Raw genomic sequence first — 23,308 nt, forward strand, 5'->3', positions numbered from 1 at the left:
TACCCATGACCCGGATTCTTGGTCACAACTACATCGGCGGCCAACGCAGTGCTGCCGGTAGCATCAAGTTGCAGAGTGTCGATGCAACAACGGGCGAGGCTTTGCCCCACGATTTTTATCAGGCGACAGCGCAGGAAGTCGATGCGGCGGCCGGCGCGGCGGCGGCCGCGTATCCGGTCTATCGCAGCCTGAGCGCGGAGCGGCGGGCGCAGTTTCTCGAGGCCATTGCCGATGAACTGGATGCCCTCGGTGATGTTTTTGTCGCTGTGGTCTGCCGCGAAACGGCGTTGCCCGCAGGGCGGATTCAAGGCGAGCGTGGACGCACCAGCGGGCAGATGCGCCTGTTTGCCAAAGTCTTGCGTCGCGGTGATTTCTACGGCGCGCGAATCGACCGGGCATTGCCGGAGCGTCAACCGTTGCCGCGTCCGGACCTGCGTCAGTACCGCATCGGCCTGGGACCTGTGGCGGTGTTCGGTGCCAGCAACTTTCCGCTGGCGTTCTCCACCGCCGGCGGCGATACCGCCTCGGCGCTGGCCGCCGGGTGCCCGGTGGTGTTCAAGGCCCACAGCGGTCACATGGCCACGGCTGAATGGGTGGCTGACGCGATCATTCGAGCCGCCGAGAAAACCGGGATGCCGGCTGGCGTGTTCAACATGATCTACGGCGGTGGCGTCGGCGAGGCGCTGGTCAAGCATCCGGCGATTCAGGCCGTGGGCTTCACCGGTTCGCTCAAGGGCGGTCGAGCCTTGTGCGACATGGCAGCGGCTCGTGCACAACCGATTCCGGTGTTTGCCGAGATGTCGAGCATCAACCCGGTGATCGTCTTGCCCGAGGCGTTGCAGGCGCGGGCCGACACGGTCGCCCGGGATCTAACGGCGTCGGTGGTTCAGGGCTGCGGCCAGTTCTGCACCAATCCGGGCCTGGTGATCGGCATTCGCTCAGCGCCGTTCAGTGCCTTTGTGCAGCAAGTGGCCGGGTTGATGGGCGACCAGCCGGCGCAAACCATGCTCAACGCCGGCACCTTGAGCAGCTATGGTCAAGGCTTGCAAAAACTCCTCGCGCATCCGGGGATTGAGCACCTGGCCGGCAATCCGCAACAGGGCAATCAGGCACAGCCGCAGCTGTTCAAGGCCAATGTCAGCCTGCTGCTCGATGGCGATGAAGTGCTGCAGGAGGAAGTGTTCGGTCCGACCACGGTGGTGGTTGAAGTGGCCGATCATGCGCAACTGATGGCCGCCCTGAATGGCCTGCACGGCCAGTTGACCGCCACCGTCATCGGCGAGCCGGAAGACTTCGAACAGTTCACCGGGCTGACGGCGTTGCTGGAGCAGAAGGTCGGACGCATCCTGCTCAATGGCTATCCGACGGGCGTGGAAGTCTGCGATTCGATGGTCCACGGCGGGCCTTACCCGGCAACGTCCGATGCGCGCGGTACCTCGGTGGGCACACTGGCCATCGATCGTTTCCTGCGTCCGGTGTGCTTCCAGAACTACCCGGACAGCTTGCTGCCGGATGCGCTGAAGAACGGTAATCCGCTGCGCATCCAGCGACTGGTGGATGGGCAGTCGTCCCGCGAGGCACTCTAGCGGCTGACCACAACCCCTGTGGGAGCGGGCTTGCTCGCGAATGCAGTTAATCATTCAACATCTCTGTTGGCTGACACTGCGCTTTCGCGAGCAAGCCCGCTCCCACAGGTTTGTGTGAAACTTTGGTCGGGTGCATGAGCTATCATTGCGTCTTTCTCATTCAAAGATTGATTGCCATGACTTCCCCAACCGACACCTTGCTCAATGCCCTCGAACACTGCGGAATGGTGGAGATCGACGGGCTGCATGCCTTCGAATTCGCCCTCGACGAGTTCGATAACCTGCACATTGAATGCATGGATGGCCGTGCGGCCAAACACTGGGAGTTCACCCCCGCGCAGATCCAGGCCGCGACCTTCGATACCTCGTTGCAAAGCTGGTTGATCACCGGTGACTCGGGTGAACACCGTTTGGTGTGCCTGGGCGATGTCGTCAGCGGTGACAACGAAGATGACGACCAAGACGATGCGTAACCTCTGGCCACTGTTGATGGCCGGCAGCATCGGCGCCATGGGCGTCCAGGTCGCATCCGCCGAGGACTATCAACTGCTGGTGGGCTCCTACACCGCCGGTCAAAGCCAGGGCATCTACCGCCTGGCGTTCGACAGCCGCACCGGGCAGATCGATGCCCGCCCCCTGCAAGTGATCAAGAGCGCGAACCCGTCGTGGTTGACCCTGTCGAAGGATCAGCGACAGCTGTTCGTGGTCAACGAAAACGGCCCTGGCCAGACCGATCCGGTAGGGCGCGTCAGCAGTTTCGCGATTGATCCCAAGACCCACGCGCTGAGCCTGGTCAGCCAGGTGCAAAGCCTGGGCAACGAGCCGACCCATTCCAGCCTCAGCATCGATGGCAGCCATTTGTTTGTCAGCAATTACTCGGTGGCCGAAGACCCGGGCGGCACCCTGGCGGTATTGCCGGTGACGGCCGATGGCAAGCTCAAACCGGTGGTGCAGATGAGCAGCCACCCGGCGAGCCGGGTCAATCCCGAGCGCCAAGCCTCGGCCCATGTGCATTCGACGATCCCGTCGCCGGACGGCAGATACGTGTTCTCCAACGACCTGGGTGCCGACAAGGTGTTCGCCTACCGCTTCGATCCCAAGGCCAACCCGGAACTGCCGTTGACCCCGGCTACCCCGGCATTCGTGCAACTGCCGCCGGGCAGCGGGCCGCGCCACCTGCTGTTCAGCGCCGATGGCAAACATGCCTGGCTGACCATGGAAATGAGCGCGCAAGTGGCGGTGTTCGATTACCACGACGGCCAACTCGAACAGACGCAGATGGTCGATCTGGCTGCCGGGCAACCGGTATCGGACAAGGCTGCGGCGGCGTTGCATGCCTCGGCTGATGGCAAGTTCCTCTACGTCAGCAACCGTGGCACGGCCAATCAACTGCTGGTGTTTGCCATCGATCCGGCGACCGGCCACCTCAGTGAGCTGCAACGGCGGGCGGTGGAGGGCGATCATCCGCGGGAATTCAGCCTCGATCCGAGCGGCAAATTCCTGTTGATCGCCAACCAGAAGAGCAACCAGATTGTCGTCGTCGAACGCGACGTCAGGACTGGTCTGCTGGGCAAGACCGTGCAAAAACTGCCGATGGATGCCCCGAGCGACCTCAGGTTTCTGCTGCGTCAATAAGCCGCAGGCCCCGGTTGATGGGGCCTGCCTGCTTTTATCAATGACGCTGATATCTGGTACTGCTACAAAGCATTTCAAGGCACGAACCCTCGAGGGTTAAGTTTGCTTCACGGCCCCACCGGGCAAGCAAGCCAACCGAATCCGAGGAATACCGCCATGAACTTCAACATCTTCTCTGTCATCGCCGCTTCCGCCATTTCCGCCACCGTTGCGCTGCCAGCCAGTGCCAACGTTGAAATCAGCGACAAAAAAGCCCACACCCAGAGCTACACCCCGAAGTACCTGCAACAGAGCGCCAACTTCTACGCCGCGCTGGATCACAAAACCCAAGCCTGAACGTCAGCCCTGCCTTTATGCAGGAGCGAAGTCACTGATGATCGAAGAGCCTGATGTTGAAAAACAGGTGTTGAAAACGATCAGAGTGATGTCGCTCCTGCATAACGCATTTGCGACTGCATCACTTTGCCATCAATGTCGCGCTTGATATCACATTGCCATGCGTTTAAATTGACGCTGATTTTTTGACTCCTCCTCACGGCAAGGATCGATAGCATGGTGACGCGTCTGGCATTGGTTCTACTTTTTCTCTATTCCACCCCCATTCTGTCGGCAGCCGACCCTGTTCCGGTTGAGCCGGATGCTGCGCGCGAGCGCTTGATGAGTTTTATTGAAGACTGAAATAGTCTGGCTTAATGATCAATGAAGTTGATGGTCACTATGGATAACCCTGAGTGGTTAACCCGGCTTTTTTGATCGATTCTGTGGGCATTGAAACATGCCTGCGGAGAACATCATGGCCAGCGCAATTCTCACTTCTGCCAAACACGGCGCCTATGTGGCGATCGGTCTTTACCTTGCCATGGTGCTGGTGGTCAGCCTTTCAGCGCAGTCGCAATCCAGCTTTGAAGCACCGATCCAGGTCGCTCATCCCGGCATCCAGTTTGAACACCGTGCGCAGAATGCCAGCGTTGATCAGGCTGAACTCGCAGGAGTCGTCGGCGCATGAAAGGGCACAGACTCTGGGTCATCGCTTTCCTGGCGTTCATGACCAATGGATCCTCCCTGTTGGGGATCGGACAGGGCTCGGCAGGCTCGGTGGCACGGGCCATCGAAGCCAACCACAACATTGCCCGCAACATCGAAAACGCCAATGCCCAGGGCATGCTGGCCGGCAATCCACCGATCAGGAGTGAAGGTGTGGTTTTCGGCCCGTTCCAGGTCGATTGCTCGGCCATCGGGATGTGTCAGGTGCTGGCCTGAGTCTTCGACGCACCACGGACCTTTGTAGGAGCCAGCCTGCTGGCGATGGCGTATCAGGCACCACAGCGTCAACTGACACACCTTCGCCAGCAAGCTGGCTCCTACAGGGGGTGGTTATTTCTTCATGATTGATGTGAACAGGTCCGACTCCAAGAGCCGCTGTAGCCATGCCTGCAAGCGCAGGTAAGGCGTCTGCCCGAACCACTCGCGATCCACATGCGCAAACTGCCGTACAAACGGCATCAACGCCACATCCGCCAGGCTCGGATGGTCCGCCAGCAAATAGTCGCGGCCTTCCAGCAACTGATCCAGCCTGCGCAGGAACACCTCACCCTCGCTGCGATAAACCTCCATCGGCTGCTCGGGATAACGCTCGGCGTACTTGTAGCGATTCAAGTGCACCTTGAACACCTGATCGTTCTGTTCAATCAAAGGGGCGATTTGCTCCGCTGCGACAGGATCATCCTTAAGCAACCAGTCCTGCGGATCGTTCTGAGCCAGGGCCCAGCGCATGATGTCGAGGCTTTCGTCGATCACCCGGCCATCGACGCTCAGTACCGGCACCGTGCCTTTGCCCGACAGTGCGAGCATCTCGGCGGGCTTGGCCTTCAGGCTGACTTCGACGATGTCCACGGCCACTCCCGAATAACGCAGGGCCATGCGTGCGCGCATGGCGTACGGGCAGCGGCGGAAGGAATACAGCGTGTTCATTTCACCTCCAGGGTACTCAGGCCGTTGCCCTGGCGCTGGACCTGAATCTGTACCGGAATCCGTTCATGCATTTCCTGTACGTGGGAAATCACCGCGACCTTGCGGCCCTGGGCCTGCAAGCCGTCGAGGGCATCCATGGCCAGTTGCAGGGATTCGGGATCGAGGCTGCCGAAGCCTTCGTCGATGAACAGCGACTCGATTTTCAACGTGCTCGACGCCATCGACGCCAAACCGAGGGCCAGCGCCAGCGACACCAGGAAGGTCTCGCCACCGGACAGTGAGTGCACCGAACGCAGTTCGTCGCCCATTTCCGTGTCCATCACCAGCAACCCGAGCATGCTGCCGCCGCGCTTGAGGCGATAGCGGCGCACCAGTTGGCGCAATTGCACGTTGGCGTGATGCACCAGCAGGTCGAGGTTGTAGGCCTGGGCGATCTTGCGGAAGGTGTCGCCGGTGGCGGAGCCGATCAACGCATTCAGGCGTGCCCAGCGTTGATACTCGTTGTAGGCGTCGGCAAGCTGCTGCGCCAGGGCCTGATTGGCGTTCTGCCGGCGCTGGTCCTCAGCCTGATCGGCGCGCAGTTCGGCGCAGTGTTGCTCGCTGGCGGCAGCGAGGTTTTGCAGGTCGATCAGCGCACTGGCCAATTGCTCGGCATCGAGATTGCCGTTCTGTTGTGCCTGATGATTGAGCAGGTGTTTGTTGCGCTCCTGTATCAGGACGTTGGCCTGTTCGATGGCTTTCTCGCTGTGCTGCAAGCGCTGGCGCAGTTCGCTGACCTGGGTGTCGTCGACGCTCAACAGGTTTTCGAGGCCACCGTCATCCAGTTCGGGATGACGGGCACGCCAGTCGCCGATCTTGCCGGCGAGCTCACGTTCTTCGCCTTCCAGTGCATGCAAGCGTTCCCGCTGGGCCTTGAGCTCGGCGGCGATTTGCACTGACTGCGTGACGACGCTTTGCAACGTCTGCGCAGTGCTGGCTTCGGCGCTGCGCGCCTGTTCCACGGTCTGTTCCAGTTGCTGCTGCCAATGCTCGGCGCTGCTGTGTTCGCCGAGTAATTGCCCGAGTGTGTGCTGGCTCGCCTGTTGCTGCTCGGCCAGTCCATTGAATTGCTGTTCGGCGGCCTGCAATTGCTGCACGCGGCTTTGCTGGCGATCCTGTTCCTTCTCCAGCTGTTGCTGGCGTTGTTGCTGCTCGGCCAGTTCTTCCTTTTGTTGTTCGAGTTGCGCCAGGCGCTCGGCGATCTGCCGGTCGAGCTGCATGAAAGTCGCGGCCGGTTCGACGCGCAGCGCTTGCAGGGTTTCGGCTGGCAGCAGGTTGGCGAACGCCTTGAGTTCTTCGTCCAGACGCTGGCGGTCGTTGTTCAATTCGCGCTGTTGATTGCTCAGGTGCTGGGCCGCTTGCTGGTGCGCGGTTTCGGCATGGCGCAGTTGCTGGGTCAGGCGTGCGGCATCCTGTTGCAGGGTGAGCAGCGCGCTCTGCCGTTGCTCGTCCTGGCTGATGCTCTGGTTGAGCTGACTGTTTTGCTGAACGAGCCAGGCATCGCGTTTGGCGGCATCCTGATTCAGCAGTTGGGCCGCCAGCGGGTGCGCTTCCAGGCTCGGTGCGAGGGCTTGCTGCTGGGTCGCCAGTTGCTCCTGCTGTTGCAGCAGTTCCTTTTGCTGGGCGATCAGCCCGCCGACTTCGGCACGCAGGTCAGTGAGTTTTTCCTTGAGCAGGTCGACGGCCTTTTGCGCGTTGCCCTGTTCGCTTTCATCAAAACGACCGAGGCTTTGCAGCAGGGCTTCCGGCTGATGATACGGATGCTCGTTGCTGCCGCAGACCGGACATGGCTGATCGTCCTGCAACTGCGCGCGCAGCTCTTCGACACTGGCACTGCGCGCCAGACGCTGACGCTCCAGCAGTTCGCGAGTGACGTTGAGGGTCTGTTCGGCAACGCTCAGATCAGCCTTGGCCTTGACCCCGTCCTGGGTCAGGCGTTCACGTTCCTGCTGCGCGGTGAGCTGGCGCTGTTGCAGCTCGGCGCTGCGTTTGTCCAGGTCCTGCTGGCTGGCCCACAAGCGCGCCAGGTCTTCGACGGCGCGCAGTTGCTTGCGGTTGTCCTGCAACAGGCTACCCAGGATGCCGATCTGTTCGGCGACGGCATCCGGTTCGGCACCGGCCTCCTTGAACAGCACCTCCAGTTGCTGCTTCTGCGCGGTGAGCGCCTGGTCGGTGCTCGCGGCGTTTTGTTCGAGGCTGGCCAGTTCGGCCTGGCCCTGATTCAGTCGATTGCCGATCAGCATCAACTGTTGCAGCCGGTCGCGATAGGCATTCCAGGCATCGCTCAGCGGTGCCAGATGCGTGCTTTGCTCAAGCCCCGTGGCGATGCGCTGCAAGTCCCCGGCGCCTCGGGCTTGCTGACCGAGCAAGGTCTGAATCGTGCCCTGGCCCTGGGTGCAGGCCTGTTGCGCCTGTTGCCTGGCTTCGGCGCTGAGGGCGGTGTCCTTGGCCAGGCGGGCGAGGGTGCTTTGGGCTTCAAAGGCCTGACGCAGCAACGGCGCGCTGTCGGCTTGTCGCTGTTGGGTTTCGCTCAAGGCGATCCGGGCGCTGCTCAGCTGGTGCTCAAGCAGCGTCTGGCGCTCATCGAGTTCGCCATGTTGCTGCGTCTGCAAGGCAATTTGCGTCGCCAAGGGTGTCAGCAGCGCGTCGACCTCGGCTTTACGGGCGAACTGGTGCCGTTGCGGGGCCAGCTGTTCGAGACGGGTGAGCCTCAACCGCTCGCTGGCCAAGGCCTCCCAGTGGGTCTGCGCCGATTGCAGTTGTTCGCTGGCGGCCAGATGCTCGTCCTGCAATCGACGCAGGTCCTTGAGCCAGGTGTCCTGCAGTTCAAGCTGCTTGAGTTGTGCCTGTTGGGTCTTGAGTTGTTGCTGCGCCTGGTTGAAGCGCTCATCCAGTTCGGCGCGAGCTTCAGGTGACAGCGGCGTTACCCCGCTGGCCTGATCCTGCAGCAGCTTGTGCGCCTCGCGGGCCTCCTTGGTCTTGTCGAAGGCCCGACGACCGAGGCGAGTGTAGAGCGCGGTATCGGTGAGTTTTTCCAGCAGTTCGCTGCGGTCGTTGTCGTCGGCCTTGAGGAACGCGCTGAACTCGCTTTGCGCCAACATCACCGCGCGGGTGAATTGTTCGAAATTCAGCCCCAGCGCGGCTTCGAGCTGAGTCTTGTATTCACCTTTCTGGCTGGCGAGCAATTGATCCTGATCGATGTCACGCAAGCTCTGGCGGCTGGCCTGCAGCTTGCCAGCGGCCTTGTCCCGGGCGCGATTGGCCTCCCAGCGGGCGCGGTAGCGGCGGCCGTCGACGCCGACGAAATCCACTTCCGCATAGCCTTCACCCGTGCCGCGACGCAGCAGGGTGCGCGGGTCGCCGGTAGCGATTTCGCCGTCGGCGTCCGGCACCTTGGCGTCGCGGCCGGTGTTGTTCAGGCGCGGTACGGCGCCAAACAGCGCCAGGCACAGGGCATCGAGCAAGGTGCTTTTACCCGCGCCGGTGGGGCCGGTGATGGCGAACAGTCCGGCACTGGCCAGAGGTTCGGCGGTGAAGTCGATTTCAAATGGCCCGGCCAGGGAGGCGAGGTTTTTCAGGCGGATCGCGAGGATTTTCATGGTTGTTCGCTCTCCATCTGCACGTCCTGCAACAGCTCGGCAAAGTCCTTGAGGGTCTGCTCGTCGACCTCGCTGCCGTAGTTGTCCTGCCAGGCGCGGCTGAACAGTTCCTGAGGCGTGAGTTGGTCCAGTTCGATCAGCGTGCTGCCTTCGTCGGCACCGTCACGGCCGCCGTTGCCGGCGTACTCGGCGGCGATGCGCACCAGGCGCACGGCCTTGCCTTGCAGGGCGGTTTCCACTTGATTGCGCAGGTCGGGCTGCGGTTCATCGAGGCGCACCCGCACCTCCAGCCATGGTTGGCGCTGGATGTCGGCCAACAGGTCGATGTTCGGCAGGTCCGCCAGTTGCACCAGGATCTCGCTCAATGGCGCCGGGCCGATGCGTTGCAGGTTGACCGCGCGGGGGATCAGTTTCGGCTCGACGCTGACCAGGGTTTCGCCATCGAGTTTGATGTCGAGGATCTGGTGCTGATAGCTGATCTCGGAGAACGACAACGGAATCGGCGAGCCGCTGTAGCGGATGCGCTCCTCGCCGTTGACCTTCTGCGGCTTGTGCAAGTGGCCGAGGGCCACATAACTGATGCTCGGCCCGAACAGGCTGGCGGGCAGGGCTTCGGCATTGCCGATGATCAGGCTGCGCTCCGAGTCTTCCGACACCGAACCGCCCGCCATGTGCGCGTGACTGATGGCGATCAGCGCCTGGCCTTTCTTGCGCTTTGCGTTCGCCGCCTCGATCAGCCATTCATGGACCTGGCCAATGCCACGCAGGTAGTTGTCGCCCAGATGCGCGCCGGTGACTTCGGCAGGGCGCAGGAACGGCAGCGCCAGGCACCAGGCGACGGTTTTGCCCTTGGCATCCGGTAGCGGCAACAGCAAACGCTCGGCATCCAGTTGCCCGTCATCCAGCCACAACACACGACCGAGCGCGTGAGTGCGCAAGCGGCGCATCAACGGCGCGGGCAGTTCGATCCGCGAGCCGGAATCGTGGTTGCCGGCAATCATCACGATGGTCAGCAACGGCTGCTGTTCGTGGGCGCTGACGATGAAGTCGTAGAGACGCTCCTGGGCTTTGACCGGCGGATTGACCGTGTCGAAGATATCGCCGGCGATCAACAGCACATCCGGCTGGTCGAGCTTCAATTGACGCAACAGCCACTCGAGAAAACAGCCGTGTTCGAAATCGCGATCCTGGCCGTGCAGGTTCTGCCCGAGGTGCCAGTCGGAGGTGTGAAACAAGCGCAAGGCGAACTCCGCTACAAAATAGGTAATGGCCGCGTGAAAAATGAAGGCGGCGAAAGGGGGAAGAGTTTACTGGTAAACCGGTCGGGTGTGGTTGCACACCAAACTTCTTATGGCAGGGAGTTCTGTGGCGAGGACGGCTGCCTGTGGCGAGGGGGCTTGCCTGTGGCGAGGGGGCTTGCCCCCGTTGGGCTGCGGAGCGGCCCCAGGTTTTTCCTGGTACACCGAGCCGCCCGGATTTACGGCCGCTTCGCGCCCGAACGGGGGCAAGCCCCCTCGCCACAAATGCATCTTTGTCGCCAGGTCGGTGTTTACTTGGGATAAAGCGGCGGCAACCCACTGTCACCGACAGGGTCCTGAACCCGTTCGGCCATCGGGATCGCCTTGATCGCACGCCACAGTTCGTCACCTTGCCAATACTGGCCGGTTTCGCTGTACAGCGCGCCGTTCAGGCCGTCGAGGGCGTCGGACAGAGGTACGAAGCGGGCGGCCATGTCGGCCAGGGTTTCCGGCTGCTGGCGGGCCCAGGCGTCGAGGGCCTGGCGGGTGGCGTGGGAGTCGTTGGCCTGGCAGGCGCGCTTGAGGTCGTCGAGCACGGTGCGCGGGCTCGGGCCGGTTTGCGCGACACGCGCCACCGCCGGTTGCCAGCGGCCACGCCACCAGAGGCCAAAGCCGAGCAGGGTAGTGCAGGCCAGAATCAAGGTACTGAGCTTCCAGCGCCAGAGTGCTTCGCTGTTGGCGCCTACATCGACCGGTGAGGCGCCGGCCGGGGTGTCGGCCAGCAGGCTCGGATTGGCCACCACGTGCAGCGTGCGAGCAGGCAGGCTGCTGTGTTCCAGATGATCTTCGAAGGTGTTCCACCAGATCACGTCGACGGTGGGCAGCTCGATGGCGCCGGTCCTTGTCGGCACCAGGGCCTCGCGGTCTTCACGACTGCCGACCAGGCCGCGTTCGCTGTTCTGGTTGCCGAGCACCGGTTGATCAGGGTAGCGGCGCAGGCCGCCGACGTCGGTGCCGGGCAGCGGAGGCAGTTGGGTGCTGGACAAGCCTTCGGCCTTCACCGTCAGGCTGCGGGTCAGCGAATCGCCGACCTGAGTGTGATCCGGCTCCGGGTTCCAGATTTCGCTCAGGGTCAGGCTGCGGGCAGGCAGCCAGGGCGCGTCGGCCGGATAGGTGAGGGGCTTGGCCTTGACCGTCAACAGCAGTTCGGCCGAGGTGACGCGCATCAGCTTGCCGGCTTTTGGCCCCTGGGCTGCGTCCTGTACCGGTTGTGGGTCGACCAGCGCGGCGTTGAAGACCTGTGCCGGAATGATCAGTTCGCCGCTGTGTTGCGGGTAGATCGCGTAACGCATTTCGATCACGCCATGGCGCAGGCCGTCGATGTCCTTTTCGTAGGTGCGTGAGTCGCCCAATTGTTCGATGCGTGCGTCAGGTATCTGCAAGGGTGGCAGGCTGCTGTCGTCGTACAGCGACACCGAATGGTAGATGCGCAGGGTCAGGACCGCCTGGGCCTGCACGTACACGCTGGTTTGATCGAGGCTGGCATCGATGAACACCGCGGCCCGCTGGGTCGGGTTGTCCGGTGTTGCGCTCTCGACCACTTGCAGGGTGATCGGCTGGCTCTGCAGTTCCCCCAGTTGCAATGACGGAATCACCACGCTGCCGTTTTGCCGGGGCAGGAGGGTGACGATCCAGCGGGTGGTGGCCTGGTTTTCTCCGCTCAGGGTGTTCAGCTGGTTGACCTGGCGTGTGCCGCGCACTTCGAACAACGGTTCCAGCGCCGCCAGGTCCGGTTTGCCGAACTGAGTGACATCGCTGGATTCCAGGGTCAGCTCGACCGTCTCGCCTGAGCTCAGGCGACTGCGATCAACACTGGCGACCAGTTCTGCTGCCTGTGCCTGAACGGTGCAGAACAACAGGCCATGCAGCAGCGCGAGCAATAAAACGGTGAAGCGGGTCATCGAGTTTCTTCCTGATCCTGATGTTGTTGCTGTTCGTACCAGAATTTGCGCCTGAGCAGTTCACCGGGGTCATCCGGGATCTGTCTCAGCCATTGCTCCAGTGCCTGGCGCTGCTCACCTTCGATACTGTCGGTGGCCGGGCGCAAGGGCGGTGTGGTGTGTTGTTCGTCACCCAGTTCGCTGCCCGGAACCTCGTTGCCCCCCGGTTTCGGCGGTGTGGTGGGTGGTTGTTCCTCACCCGGGCGGCTCGGTTGCCCCTCGGTTTTCGGTTCGCCGCTGCTCGAGGGTTGTGCGGCGGCACCGGGCGGTGGCTCCGGCGATTCGGCTTCGGGCCGGGCGTTGCTGGCGGCGTCTGGCTCAGGAGGAGTATTTTTCTCCTTGAGCAGGCGTTCGACCAGCGCCTTGTTGGTCAGTGCCGGACGCAAGTCCGGTTGACGTTCCAGTGCCTGTTCGTAAGCGTCCAGGGCTGCCTCCAGCTCACCGCTTTTGGCCAGGGCATTGCCTCGATTGTAGTGGGAGTGGGCATCGTCGCCTTCGGCAAACCGCTCGGCGGCGCCTGCGTAGTCGCCGGCCTCATAGAGCGCCACGCCTTGCCACTGATGGCTTTCGAAGCGTCGGGAGGCCTCGGCGGGGCGTTTCTGCTTGAGTAAATGCGAGCCTTGTTGATCCGGACGCAGCCAAAGGTCTGCGAGGTCGAAGGCGTAGCTCGGTTGAGGCAGCGCCAATAGCAGCGGCAGGCACAGCAGCCAACCGCGACGTCCCGCGCAGGCCGCGAGCAGCAGCAGTGGCAGCAGCAGCCAGTACCCCTGATCGGCCCAGGTGTCCAGGCGCAAGGTCTGACCGTCGTTGCGCAAGTGGCGTGGACCGTCGAGCAGGCCAAGGGCGTGCAGGTCGCTATCGTCCAGGCGCGCCTGGCGATAGCGCCCATCCAGGTCGTTGGCAAAATTTTTCAAGCCGGGCTCGTCCAGGCGCGGCACGAGAATGGCGCCTTGTTCATCCTTGAGGAAGCTGCCGTCTTCCTGGGTGATCGGCGAGCCTTCGGCGGTGCCGATGCCGAGCATCAAAAATTGAGTCGATTTGCCGTTCAGCGCGCGACGGATGCCCAGTCGCTCCTGGTCGGTCAGGGACGATCCAATCAGCAGGATCCGGCCATCGCCCAAAGCAGCCTGTTCGAGCAACGCCAGGGCCTTGAGCACCGCCAGATCGGCGCGATGACCGGCCGCTGGCATCAACGACGGTTTCAGTGCATCCAACAGATTGCGACTGGTGGAAAGATCATCTGACAGCGGCACCAGTGTGTGGGCACTGCCGGCGTAGACGACGATGGCGGTTTGCGCGTCGCTGCGAATCTGCAGCAGATCAAGCACCTTGCGTCGTGCCTGTTCGAGTCGGTTGGGTGTGACGTCGGTGGCGAGCATTTCCGGGGTCAGCTCGAGGATCACCACCAGCGGATCGGCGGGCTTTTGACTGGTCTGCTCGACACGCTGCCAGCCCGGACCCAGCAGGGCGAGCACGGTCAACAGCCACGCGAGACCGAGGGCGATCCAGGGCAATTTACTGTCACGTCCACTGCCACCGCTGAGCAATGTCGTGTGAAAGGCCGCAGGCAGGATCATTTGCCAGCGCCCGGCGCGCTTCTTGCGGTGCCAGAGTTGCCAGAGCAACCAGCCAAGCACCGGCAGCAACAGCAGCCACCAGGGGCGGAACCAGTACGGCCACAGCGCACTCATCGGCGCCTCCGCAGGCGCAGGCGTTTGAGACGCTGGCGCCAGTCAGGCAGCAATTGCGTTTGCAAAAACAGATCCCTGGTAAACAGGCGTTGCAAGGGGTTGTCCGGCCAGAGTACGGGGGCCAGCAGCAGCATGCTCAACCACAGCGCCAGGGCCAGCGGCCAGTGATACAACGCTTGGGCCGGGCGGGCCTGGGTCGGTTGCTGGGTCACGGGCTCCAGTTGGTCAAGGGTGTCCTTGATCGATTGCAGTTCCTTGCCATCGTGGGCGCGGAAGTACTGACCGCCGGTGACTTCGGCGATGGCCTTGAGGGACGGCTCGTCGAGGTCCAGGCTCGGGTTGACGCCGAGGAAACCCACGGAGCCGCTTTGCTCTGGATCGGCGCCAATGCCGATCGGATAGATTTTCACGCCTTCCTTGGCCGCCAGCCGGGCGGCGGTGAACGGGTCGATTTCACCGCCATTGTTGGCGCCGTCGGTGACCAGAATCAGCACGCGACTTGTTGCCGGACGCGAACGCAGGCGCTTGAGGGCCAGGCCGATAGCATCGCCGATGGCGGTGTTTTTGCCGGCAATGCCGATACGCGCTTCATCGAGCCAGACGCGCACGGTGTGGCGGTCGAAGGTCAGCGGCGCCTGCAGGTAGGCCTGGCTACCGAACAGGATCAGGCCGACCCGGTCACCTTCGCGGCTTTCGAGGAAATCGCCGAGCAGGTGCTGGACCAACGCCAGTCGGCTGACTTCTTCGTCCTGCCACTGCATGTCAGGGAAGTCCATGGAGCCGGAAACGTCCACCGCCACCAGCAAGTCACGGCCACTGGCGGCAATCGGCAAGGGTTCGCCGAGCCATTGCGGGCGGGCCGCCGCGACCAGCAGCAACAGCCACAGCACTATGAACGGTGCCTGCTGGCGCCATGCTGGCAGGTTGGCCCGGGCGCGACGCCCGGCGAGGCCTTCCAGGTCGCTGAGGAAGCTGACCTTGAGCGCCGGTTCGCCACTGTCGGCCACCGGCAATACGATGCGCATCAGCCACGGCAGCGGCAGAAGGGCGAAAATCCACGGCCAGGCGAACTCAAACATGCTTGCGAATCCATGTGTCGACGGCCTGGGTCAGGCCGGCGATGGCCTTGTCGTCGAGTTTGCATTCGGGTTTGTAGGCGCCTTCGACCAGCACCATCCAGCGAGTCAGGCCGGCGGCCGGGCAGCGATTGTCGAGGAACGCCAGCCATTTTCGCCCGTTGAGGGTGTGGCTCTGGCTGTAGGGGTAGTGGTTGCGGCACAGGCGTTTGAGCAAACCGTTGAGTTGCTGCAGCCAGGCACCGGCCGGCGCACCGTCGTAGGGTTTGGGCATCAAGGCCAGCTCCGCCAGGGCGGCAAGACGCACCGGGTCAAGCGGCTGTTCTGCACGCACCACGGGGCGCCTGTCCGGAATAAAACGACGCAGCTTCCACAGGCCCAAACCGATCAGCGGCACCAACAGAAGCAGCAACCACCAACCGGGTGCTGGAGGCCAGAATTCCACCGGTGGCGGGGATATCAGTGGTTGCAGTTGATCAAGGCTGCTCATCGACCTTTCCCCGGTTTCTGTGGGTTCAGGTATTCGCGCAATTGCTCGACCATTTCGCTCTGAGTGCTCAACGGCATCATCAGCACCCGCAGTTTTTGCGCGAGCAGCTCCCAGCGCGCGATACGCGCTTCAGCCTGGGCCCGGTAAGCCTGGCGCAGGTCGAAATTCAGCGTATCGAGTTCCAATTGCGCTCCACGCTCGGCGAAACGTAAAAGGCCGGCGGCGGGCAGAGCATGATCCAGCGGATCGGACACCGGCAGCAGCAACAGGTCGCAATGACGCGATAACAGGCTCAGCTGTTGCTCGGCGCTTTCCGATAGCGCGCGTTCGTCGCAAATCACAATGACAAGGCTGCCCGGACGTGACACCTCACGCGCTCGGCGCAAGGCAATGCCAAAGGCGTCGCGGTCCGGCTCGCCCTCGGTGGTCAGCGACCGGTTGACCCGCACCAGCCGGTTGAGCAACTGCAGCAGGCTTTGCTTGCTGCGCCGAGGCTTGATTTCATAGTGCTCATTGTCGCCATACACCAGCCCGCCGACCCGGTCGTTGTGGCCCAGGGCTGCCCAACCGATCAGGCTCGCGGCCTGGGCGGCGAGCACCGACTTGAACATCAGGCCCGACCCGAAAAACAGCCGGTGGCTTTGTTCGACCATAATGAAAATCGGCCGCTCACGTTCTTCGTGGAACAGCTTGGTGTGGGGCTCCTGGGTGCGCGCGGTCACACGCCAGTCAATGGTGCGCACATCGTCGCCGGCCTGATAGACCCGCACCTGATCGAAGTCGACGCCACGCCCGCGCAATTTGGAATGGTGGAGGCCGATCAGCGGGCTGCGTTGGCCAGGCGTGGAAAACAGCTGCACTTCGCGCACGCGATGGCGCATCTCGATCAGGTCGGCGAGGCTGACACGGATGCCCGGCTCGGGCGGCAGGCTGGCGTTCATCGGGGTCAAGCGACGGCTACGACGTCGAGAATCCGCTGGACCACACGGTCCTGATCGATGCCAGCGGCTTCGGCTTCAAAGGAAAGAATGATGCGATGGCGCAGCACGTCGAACAGCACGGCCTGGATGTCTTCCGGGCTGACGAAATCACGCCCGGCCAGCCAGGCGTGGGCGCGGGCGCAGCGGTCCAGGGCAATCGAACCTCGGGGGCTGGCGCCGTAGGCGATCCACTCGGCCATCTCCGGGTCGAATTTGGCCGGGGTGCGGGTGGCCATGACCAGTTGTACCAGGTACTCCTCCACGGCGTCGGCCATGTACAGACCGAGGATTTCCTTGCGTGCGACAAAAATCGTCTGTTGAGTAACCCGACGCTCAGGCTTCGCTTCGCCGTTCAGGGCTTCTCCACGGGCTTGCTGCAGAATCCGGCGCTCGACAGTGGCATCGGGAAAGCCGATTTTCACGTGCATCAGGAACCGGTCAAGCTGGGCTTCCGGCAACGGGTAGGTGCCTTCCTGCTCGATCGGGTTCTGCGTGGCCATCACCAGGAACAGCGGCGACAGCTCGTAGGTGCTGCGCCCGACACTGACTTGCCGCTCGCCCATGGCTTCGAGCAAGGCCGACTGGACCTTGGCCGGGGCGCGGTTGATTTCGTCCGCTAATACCAGGTTGTGGAAGATCGGGCCTTGCTGGAACACGAAGCTGCCGGTTTCCGGGCGGTAGATTTCCGTACCGGTAATGTCGGCCGGCAACAGGTCAGGAGTGAACTGGATGCGGTGGAACTGCGCTTCGATGCCTTCGGCAAGTTCTTTGATGGCCTTGGTCTTGGCCAGGCCAGGAGCACCCTCGACCAGCATATGGCCGTCGGCGAGCAGGGCGATGAGCAATCGCTCGATGAGTTTTTCCTGGCCGAGAATCTGCGTTGAAAGAAAGGTTCGCAGCGCTAGCAGCGCTTCACGATGTTCCATCGATGACTGTTCCTGCAAAAGGGTGGCCGAGGACGTTCTAAATGCGCCAGGGCTGGGGGCGTTACTTTAATCCATCGCGGGGGGTGGCGACTAACGGCATTTTGCGCAAAGTGCGGGAAAAGATGGGTGAAATTGTTGGAGGTTCGTTCCATTTCAGTATTGTGGCGGGCTTACTGACGCCATCGCGAGCAAGCTCGCTCCCACAGGGGACCACGCCGTCACTGAGGCATGCAATCAAATGTGGGAGCGAGCTTGCTCGCGATGAGGTCGGAACAGGCGCTGATATTCAGAGCTGGCTAATGAAGGTGCCAGTGCCATCAAGAATGTTCTTCAAGGTCAGCTCAACTTCATCCATATCCACCATGTCGGCATCAAAGGTGATTTCCAGTACATCGTCGCCATTGAGCGCATCGGCATCAGCCGCGGCAATTTCGATCTTCAGCAGGGAAGGGCTGAGGGTGACTTTCACGCCATCCAGGGTCGAAGGCTCGCCGTCCAGAGTGATTTCCAGCTCGTCTTCATCCGGGTAGCGGCTCATCAGGAACATTTCGCCCTGGTCGCTGTGGCAGCAGAGCATGGCCATGTTGTCTTCTTCGTCGTCGCAAGGGTTGACGATCAAGAGGGCGGTTTTCATTTTCATGGGGAATTCCTGACTCGACGGGCGTGGTAAACGCAATAACGGGCGATTCTGCCAGCCCGCGCACATTTCTGCTTGTCCGAGTGTCGATGACCGGGTCGTGGACGGCCAGAGTGTTACTGGTCATTTCTGGTACGCATGTCCCGTAAAACCGGACGGAAAACCGTCATTTTCCTGTGCGAATGCTAGTGTTGTTCGATGCGCATGCGTTGAGCAGCGTACCGTTGACCGAATATGTCGCAGCACCGCAAGCACGGGCCTTGCCGCACTCGTTAAGCTGCGCAACGGATGAGCACCCGTAAAGACATTGCGCTGCACGCAGTCCAGTCGTTTTTGCAGATGCCCATTCACGGAAGGTGAATGTGACCTGAGTGTCTCGTCCAGCTTCACCCACCTGTCACCCTGTTTCCTCTGCCCGAGAATCAGGAACCGGGTGACGGACCACCCCGAAAGGGGTTTTGCACGCGACGCTTTCATCAATAACAAGCCCAAGCGGAGTACCACAGATGGCGTTCTTCACCGCAGCCAGCAAAGCCGACTTCCAGCACCAACTGCAAGCGGCACTGGCGCAGCACATCAGTGAACAGGCACTGCCACAAGTGGCGCTGTTTTCTGAACAATTCTTCGGCATCATTTCCCTTGACGAGCTGACCCAGCGTCGGTTGTCCGACCTTGCTGGATGCACCCTTTCTGCATGGCGCATGCTTGAGCGCTTTGATCACGCGCAGCCGCAAGTGCGCGTCTACAACCCTGATTACGAACGCCACGGCTGGCAGTCGACCCATACCGCGGTCGAAGTGCTGCACCACGACCTGCCTTTCCTGGTGGACTCGGTGCGTACCGAGCTGAACCGCCGCGGCTACAGCATCCATACCCTGCAAACCACCGTGCTGAGCGTGCGTCGTGGCAGCAAGGGCGAGTTGCTGGAAATCCTGCCTAAAGGCACCCAGGGCGACGACATTCAGCAAGAATCGCTGATGTACCTGGAGATCGACCGCTGCGCCAACACCGCCGAGCTCAATGTGCTGAGCAAAGAGCTGGAGCAGGTGCTCGGTGAAGTCCGCGTGGCCGTCGGCGATTTCGAGCCGATGAAGGCCAAGGTCCAGGACATCCTGACCAAGCTGGACAGCAGCCGGTTCGCCGTCGATGGCGACGAGAAGAACGAAATCAAGAGCTTCCTGGAATGGCTGGTGGGCAACCACTTCACCTTCCTCGGTTATGAAGAGTTCGTGGTCAGCGATGAAGCCGATGGCGGCCATATCGTCTACGACAAGGACTCCTTCCTCGGCCTGACCAAGCTGCTGCGTGCCGGCCTGACCTACGATGACCTGCGCATCGAAGACTACGCCGTGAACTACCTGCGCGAACCGACCCTGCTGTCGTTCGCCAAGGCCGCGCACCCAAGCCGTGTACACCGTCCGGCTTACCCGGACTACGTGTCGATCCGCGAAATCGACGCCGACGGCAAGGTCATCAAGGAATGCCGTTTCATGGGTCTGTACACCTCGTCGGTGTATGGCGAGAGCGTGCGGGTGATCCCGTACATCCGCCGCAAGGTCGAGGAAATCGAACGCCGTTCCGGCTTCCAGGCCAAGGCTCACCTGGGCAAGGAACTGGCGCAGGTGCTCGAAGTGCTGCCGCGCGACGATCTGTTCCAGACCCCGGTGGACGAGCTGTTCAGCACCGTGATGTCGATCGTGCAGATCCAGGAACGCAACAAGATTCGCGTGTTCCTGCGCAAAGACCCGTACGGCCGTTTCTGCTACTGCCTGGCCTACGTGCCGCGTGACATCTATTCCACCGAAGTGCGCCAGAAGATCCAGCAAGTGCTGATGGATCGCCTGAAAGCGTCGGACTGCGAGTTCTGGACCTTCTTCTCCGAGTCCGTGCTGGCCCGCGTGCAGTTGATTCTGCGCGTCGACCCGAAAAACCGCCTCGATATCGACCCGCTGCTGCTGGAAAAAGAAGTGGTGCAGGCCTGCCGCAGCTGGCAGGACGACTACGCTGCCCTGACCGTTGAAAGCTTCGGTGAAGCCCATGGTACCAACGTGCTGGCCGACTTCCCGAAAGGCTTCCCGGCCGGTTACCGCGAGCGTTTCGCAGCCCACTCGGCTGTGGTCGACATGCAGCACCTGCTGAGCCTCAACGAAAAAAATCCGCTGGTGATGAGCTTCTACCAGCCGCTGGGTCAGGTTTCCGGCCAGCGCATGCTGCACTGCAAGCTGTACCACGCCGATACCCCGCTGGCGCTGTCCGACGTGCTGCCGATCCTGGAAAACCTCGGCCTGCGCGTGCTGGGTGAGTTCCCGTATCGCCTGCGCCACAACAGTGGCCGCGAGTTCTGGATTCACGATTTCGCGTTCACCGCCGCCGAAGGCCTGGAACTCGACATCCAGCAGTTGAACGACACGCTGCAGGACGCATTCGTCCACATCGTGCGTGGCGATGCCGAGAACGACGGGTTCAACCGTCTGGTACTGACCGCCGGCCTGCCATGGCGCGACGTGGCGCTGCTGCGTGCCTACGCCCGCTACATGAAGCAGATCCGTCTGGGCTTCGACCTGGGCTATATCGCCAGCACCCTGAATAACCACACCGACATCGCTCACGAGCTGACCCGGTTGTTCAAGACCCGTTTCTACCTGGCGCGCAAGCTGACCGGCGAAGATCTGGGAGACAAGCAGCAACGCCTGGAACACGCGATCCTCAGCGCCCTGGACGACGTCCAGGTACTGAACGAAGACCGCATCCTGCGTCGCTACCTGGACCTGATCAAGGCCACCCTGCGCACCAACTTCTACCAGACTGACGCCAACGGCCATAACAAGTCGTACTTCAGCTTCAAGTTCAACCCGCACTTGATTCCCGAGCTGCCCAAGCCTGTACCGAAGTTCGAAATCTTCGTTTACTCGCCGCGCGTCGAAGGCGTGCACCTGCGCTTCGGCAACGTGGCCCGTGGTGGCCTGCGCTGGTCCGACCGTGAAGAAGACTTCCGTACCGAAGTCCTGGGCCTGGTAAAAGCCCAGCAAGTGAAGAACTCGGTCATCGTGCCGGTGGGTGCGAAGGGCGGCTTTCTGCCGCGTCGCCTGCCACTGGGCGGCAGCCGTGACGAGATCGCGGCAGAGGGCATCGCCTGCTACCGCATCTTCATTTCGGGTCTGTTGGACATCACCGACAACCTGAAGGACGGCGCCCTGGTGCCGCCGGCCAACGTCGTGCGTCATGACGACGATGACCCGTACCTGGTCGTAGCGGCGGACAAGGGCACTGCGACCTTCTCCGACATCGCCAACGGCATCGCCATCGACTACGGTTTCTGGCTGGGTGACGCGTTTGCGTCCGGTGGTTCGGCCGGTTACGACCACAAGAAAATGGGCATCACCGCCAAGGGCGCGTGGGTCGGCGTACAGCGCCACTTCCGCGAGCGCGGCATCAATGTCCAGGAAGACAGCATCACCGTGGTCGGTGTCGGCGACATGGCCGGTGACGTGTTCGGTAACGGCTTGCTGATGTCCGACAAGCTGCAACTGGTCGCAGCGTTCAACCACCTGCACATCTTCATCGATCCGAACCCTGAGCCGGCGTCGAGCTTCGCCGAGCGTCAGCGACTGTTCGACCTGCCGCGTTCGGCCTGGTCGGACTACGACACCAGCCTCATGTCCGAAGGCGGCGGCATCTTCTCCCGTAGCGCGAAGAGCATTGCGATTTCCCCGCAAATGCAGGAACGCTTCGATATCCAGGCCGACAAGCTGACCCCGACCGAACTGCTCAACGCCTTGCTCAAGGCGCCGGTGGATCTGTTGTGGAACGGCGGTATCGGTACTTACGTGAAGGCCAGCAGCGAAAGCCACGCCGATGTCGGCGACAAGGCCAACGACGCACTGCGGGTGAACGGCAACGAACTGCGCTGCAAAGTCGTGGGCGAGGGCGGTAACCTGGGCATGACCCAACTGGGTCGCGTCGAGTTCGGCCTCAATGGCGGCGGTTCCAACACCGACTTCATCGACAACGCCGGTGGCGTGGACTGCTCCGACCACGAAGTGAACATCAAGATCCTGCTCAACGAAGTGGTTCAGGCCGGCGACATGACCGACAAGCAACGTAATGAGTTGCTGGCGAGCATGACCGACGAAGTCGGTGGTCTGGTGCTGGGCAACAACTACAAGCAGACTCAGGCCCTGTCGTTGGCAGCCCGCCGTGCATTGCCGCGGATAGCCGAATACAAGCGCCTGATGAACGACCTGGAAGGTCGCGGCAAGCTGGATCGCGCCATCGAGTTCCTGCCGGCCGAAGAAGCGATCAACGAGCGCATCGCCGAAGGCCATGGCCTGACCCGTGCCGAGCTGTCGGTGCTGATCTCGTACAGCAAGATCGACCTCAAGGAGCAGTTGCTGGGCTCCCTGGTGCCGGACGACGACTACCTGACCCGCGACATGGAAACCGCTTTCCCGCCAACACTGGTGAGCAAGTTCTCCGCGGCGATGCGTCGTCACCGTCTGAAGCGCGAAATCGTCAGCACCCAGATCGCCAACGATCTGGTCAACCACATGGGCATCACCTTCGTTCAACGACTCAAAGAGTCGACCGGCATGAGCCCGGCGAACGTGGCCGGTGCTTATGTGATCGTGCGTGACATTTTCCACCTTCCGCACTGGTTCCGTCAGATTGAAAACCTGGACTACAAGGTTTCCGCCGACGTACAACTGGAACTGATGGACGAGCTGATGCGCCTGGGCCGTCGCGCCACGCGCTGGTTCCTGCGTGCCCGTCGCAACGAGCAGAACGCTGCCCGTGACGTCGCGCACTTCGGTCCGCATCTGGCGGCGTTGGGCCTCAAACTCGACGAATTGCTCAGTGGCGAGATCCGCGAAACCTGGCAGACCCGTTATCAGGCGTACGTCGAAGCCGGTGTGCCGGAGTTGCTGGCGCGCATGGTGGCGGGCACCACGCACCTGTATACGCTGCTGCCGATCATCGAGGCTTCCGACGTGACCGGCCAGGATCCTGCCGACGTGGCCAAAGCCTACTTCGCCGTGGGCAGTGCACTGGACATCACCTGGTACCTGCAACAGATCAGCGCTCTGCCGGTTGAAAACAACTGGCAGGCCCTGGCCCGTGAAGCGTTCCGTGATGACGTCGACTGGCAGCAACGTGCGATCACCATCTCGGTCCTGCAACAGGGCGACGGTTCCCAGGAGGTGGAAACACGCCTGGACCTGTGGATGCAGCAGCATGAAGGCATGATCGAACGCTGGCGTGCCATGCTGGTGGAAATCCGTGCCGCCAGCGGCACCGACTACGCCATGTACGCGGTGGCCAACCGCGAACTGCTGGACCTGGCGTTGAGCGGTCAAGCGGTGGTGCCTGCCACCGTTGCCGCCGCCGAGCTGGAACCGGCTGCCTGATCAGGCGTTGAATGAAAAAGCCCCGCATCGAGAGA

At 62.1% G+C, this 23,308-nt stretch carries 18 protein-coding genes; 8 read left to right on the forward strand and 10 right to left on the reverse strand.

Annotated features, from left to right (window positions below; all coding sequences use genetic code 11):
* The first annotated feature begins 5 nt into the window (after positions 1–5).
* The 7 genes from PspS34_RS12650 to PspS34_RS12675 all read left to right on the forward strand — a co-directional run bounded on the left by PspS34_RS12650 (position 6) and on the right by PspS34_RS12675 (position 4,481).
* Complete coding sequence (locus PspS34_RS12650; protein WP_159389841.1) at positions 6–1,586, forward strand: aldehyde dehydrogenase (NADP(+)); 1,581 nt, start codon at positions 6–8, stop codon at positions 1,584–1,586.
* Between the two features lie 134 nt (positions 1,587–1,720).
* Complete coding sequence (locus PspS34_RS12655; RefSeq protein WP_159389842.1) at positions 1,721–2,059, forward strand: DUF5629 family protein; 339 nt, start codon at positions 1,721–1,723, stop codon at positions 2,057–2,059.
* Positions 2,052–3,221 carry a lactonase family protein gene (locus PspS34_RS12660; protein ID WP_159390392.1) on the forward strand — a complete coding sequence of 390 codons (1,170 nt, stop codon included), beginning with the start codon at positions 2,052–2,054 and terminating at the stop codon, positions 3,219–3,221. Before PspS34_RS12655 ends, PspS34_RS12660 begins: the two co-directional genes overlap by 8 nt.
* Before the next feature lie 156 nt (positions 3,222–3,377).
* Positions 3,378–3,557 carry a hypothetical protein gene (locus tag PspS34_RS12665; protein WP_057715012.1) on the forward strand — a complete coding sequence of 60 codons (180 nt, stop codon included), beginning with the start codon at positions 3,378–3,380 and terminating at the stop codon, positions 3,555–3,557.
* Positions 3,558–3,773: 216 nt separating this feature from the next.
* Positions 3,774–3,899, forward strand: a complete 126-nt coding sequence (locus PspS34_RS28805; protein ID WP_256355695.1) for a hypothetical protein — start codon at positions 3,774–3,776, stop codon at positions 3,897–3,899.
* Between the two features lie 115 nt (positions 3,900–4,014).
* A complete protein-coding gene (locus tag PspS34_RS12670; protein ID WP_150813850.1) occupies positions 4,015–4,227 on the forward strand; it encodes a hypothetical protein in 213 nt (70 codons plus the stop codon).
* Positions 4,224–4,481, forward strand: a complete 258-nt coding sequence (locus PspS34_RS12675) for a hypothetical protein (RefSeq protein WP_057715011.1) — start codon at positions 4,224–4,226, stop codon at positions 4,479–4,481. The genes PspS34_RS12670 and PspS34_RS12675 overlap by 4 nt, the downstream gene beginning before the upstream one ends.
* 114 nt (positions 4,482–4,595) lie before the next feature.
* Here the strand turns inward: PspS34_RS12675 and PspS34_RS12680 are convergent, their stop codons facing one another.
* From PspS34_RS12680 to PspS34_RS12725, 10 genes are all read right to left on the reverse strand, one after another.
* Entirely contained in the window at positions 4,596–5,192 is a 597-nt protein-coding gene (locus PspS34_RS12680) for a glutathione S-transferase (RefSeq protein ID WP_154860100.1), read from the reverse strand.
* Positions 5,189–8,830 (reverse strand): AAA family ATPase, encoded by a 3,642-nt coding sequence (locus PspS34_RS12685; RefSeq protein WP_159389843.1) that lies wholly within the window; start codon positions 8,828–8,830, stop codon positions 5,189–5,191. The genes PspS34_RS12680 and PspS34_RS12685 overlap by 4 nt, the downstream gene beginning before the upstream one ends.
* Positions 8,827–10,071 carry an exonuclease SbcCD subunit D C-terminal domain-containing protein gene (locus PspS34_RS12690; protein ID WP_057715008.1) on the reverse strand — a complete coding sequence of 415 codons (1,245 nt, stop codon included), beginning with the start codon at positions 10,069–10,071 and terminating at the stop codon, positions 8,827–8,829. Before PspS34_RS12690 ends, PspS34_RS12685 begins: the two co-directional genes overlap by 4 nt.
* A 308-nt stretch (positions 10,072–10,379) precedes the next feature.
* Positions 10,380–12,029 carry a BatD family protein gene (locus PspS34_RS12695; RefSeq protein WP_154860096.1) on the reverse strand — a complete coding sequence of 550 codons (1,650 nt, stop codon included), beginning with the start codon at positions 12,027–12,029 and terminating at the stop codon, positions 10,380–10,382.
* On the reverse strand, positions 12,026–13,759 hold the full coding sequence (locus PspS34_RS12700; protein WP_154860095.1) for a VWA domain-containing protein: 1,734 nt from the start codon (positions 13,757–13,759) through the stop codon (positions 12,026–12,028). Before PspS34_RS12700 ends, PspS34_RS12695 begins: the two co-directional genes overlap by 4 nt.
* The gene (locus PspS34_RS12705) at positions 13,756–14,838 is read right to left on the reverse strand and encodes a VWA domain-containing protein (protein WP_159389844.1); all 1,083 of its coding nucleotides are present in this window, start codon (positions 14,836–14,838) and stop codon (positions 13,756–13,758) included. Before PspS34_RS12705 ends, PspS34_RS12700 begins: the two co-directional genes overlap by 4 nt.
* Positions 14,831–15,325 carry a DUF4381 domain-containing protein gene (locus PspS34_RS12710; RefSeq protein ID WP_057715004.1) on the reverse strand — a complete coding sequence of 165 codons (495 nt, stop codon included), beginning with the start codon at positions 15,323–15,325 and terminating at the stop codon, positions 14,831–14,833. The genes PspS34_RS12705 and PspS34_RS12710 overlap by 8 nt, the downstream gene beginning before the upstream one ends.
* Complete coding sequence (locus tag PspS34_RS12715) at positions 15,322–16,266, reverse strand: DUF58 domain-containing protein (RefSeq protein WP_057715003.1); 945 nt, start codon at positions 16,264–16,266, stop codon at positions 15,322–15,324. Before PspS34_RS12715 ends, PspS34_RS12710 begins: the two co-directional genes overlap by 4 nt.
* Positions 16,267–16,271: 5 nt before the next feature.
* Complete coding sequence (locus PspS34_RS12720; RefSeq protein WP_057715002.1) at positions 16,272–17,231, reverse strand: MoxR family ATPase; 960 nt, start codon at positions 17,229–17,231, stop codon at positions 16,272–16,274.
* Between the two features lie 286 nt (positions 17,232–17,517).
* On the reverse strand, positions 17,518–17,871 hold the full coding sequence (locus tag PspS34_RS12725) for a hypothetical protein (RefSeq protein ID WP_057715001.1): 354 nt from the start codon (positions 17,869–17,871) through the stop codon (positions 17,518–17,520).
* Between the two features lie 503 nt (positions 17,872–18,374).
* Between PspS34_RS12725 and PspS34_RS12730 the strand changes: the two genes are divergently transcribed.
* Positions 18,375–23,273: an NAD-glutamate dehydrogenase gene (locus PspS34_RS12730; protein ID WP_159389845.1), complete on the forward strand. Its 4,899-nt coding sequence runs from the start codon at positions 18,375–18,377 to the stop codon at positions 23,271–23,273.
* Positions 23,274–23,308: the final 35 nt, after the last annotated feature.

The organism is Pseudomonas sp. S34 (assembly GCF_009866745.1).
Classification (GTDB): domain Bacteria; phylum Pseudomonadota; class Gammaproteobacteria; order Pseudomonadales; family Pseudomonadaceae; genus Aquipseudomonas; species Aquipseudomonas jessenii.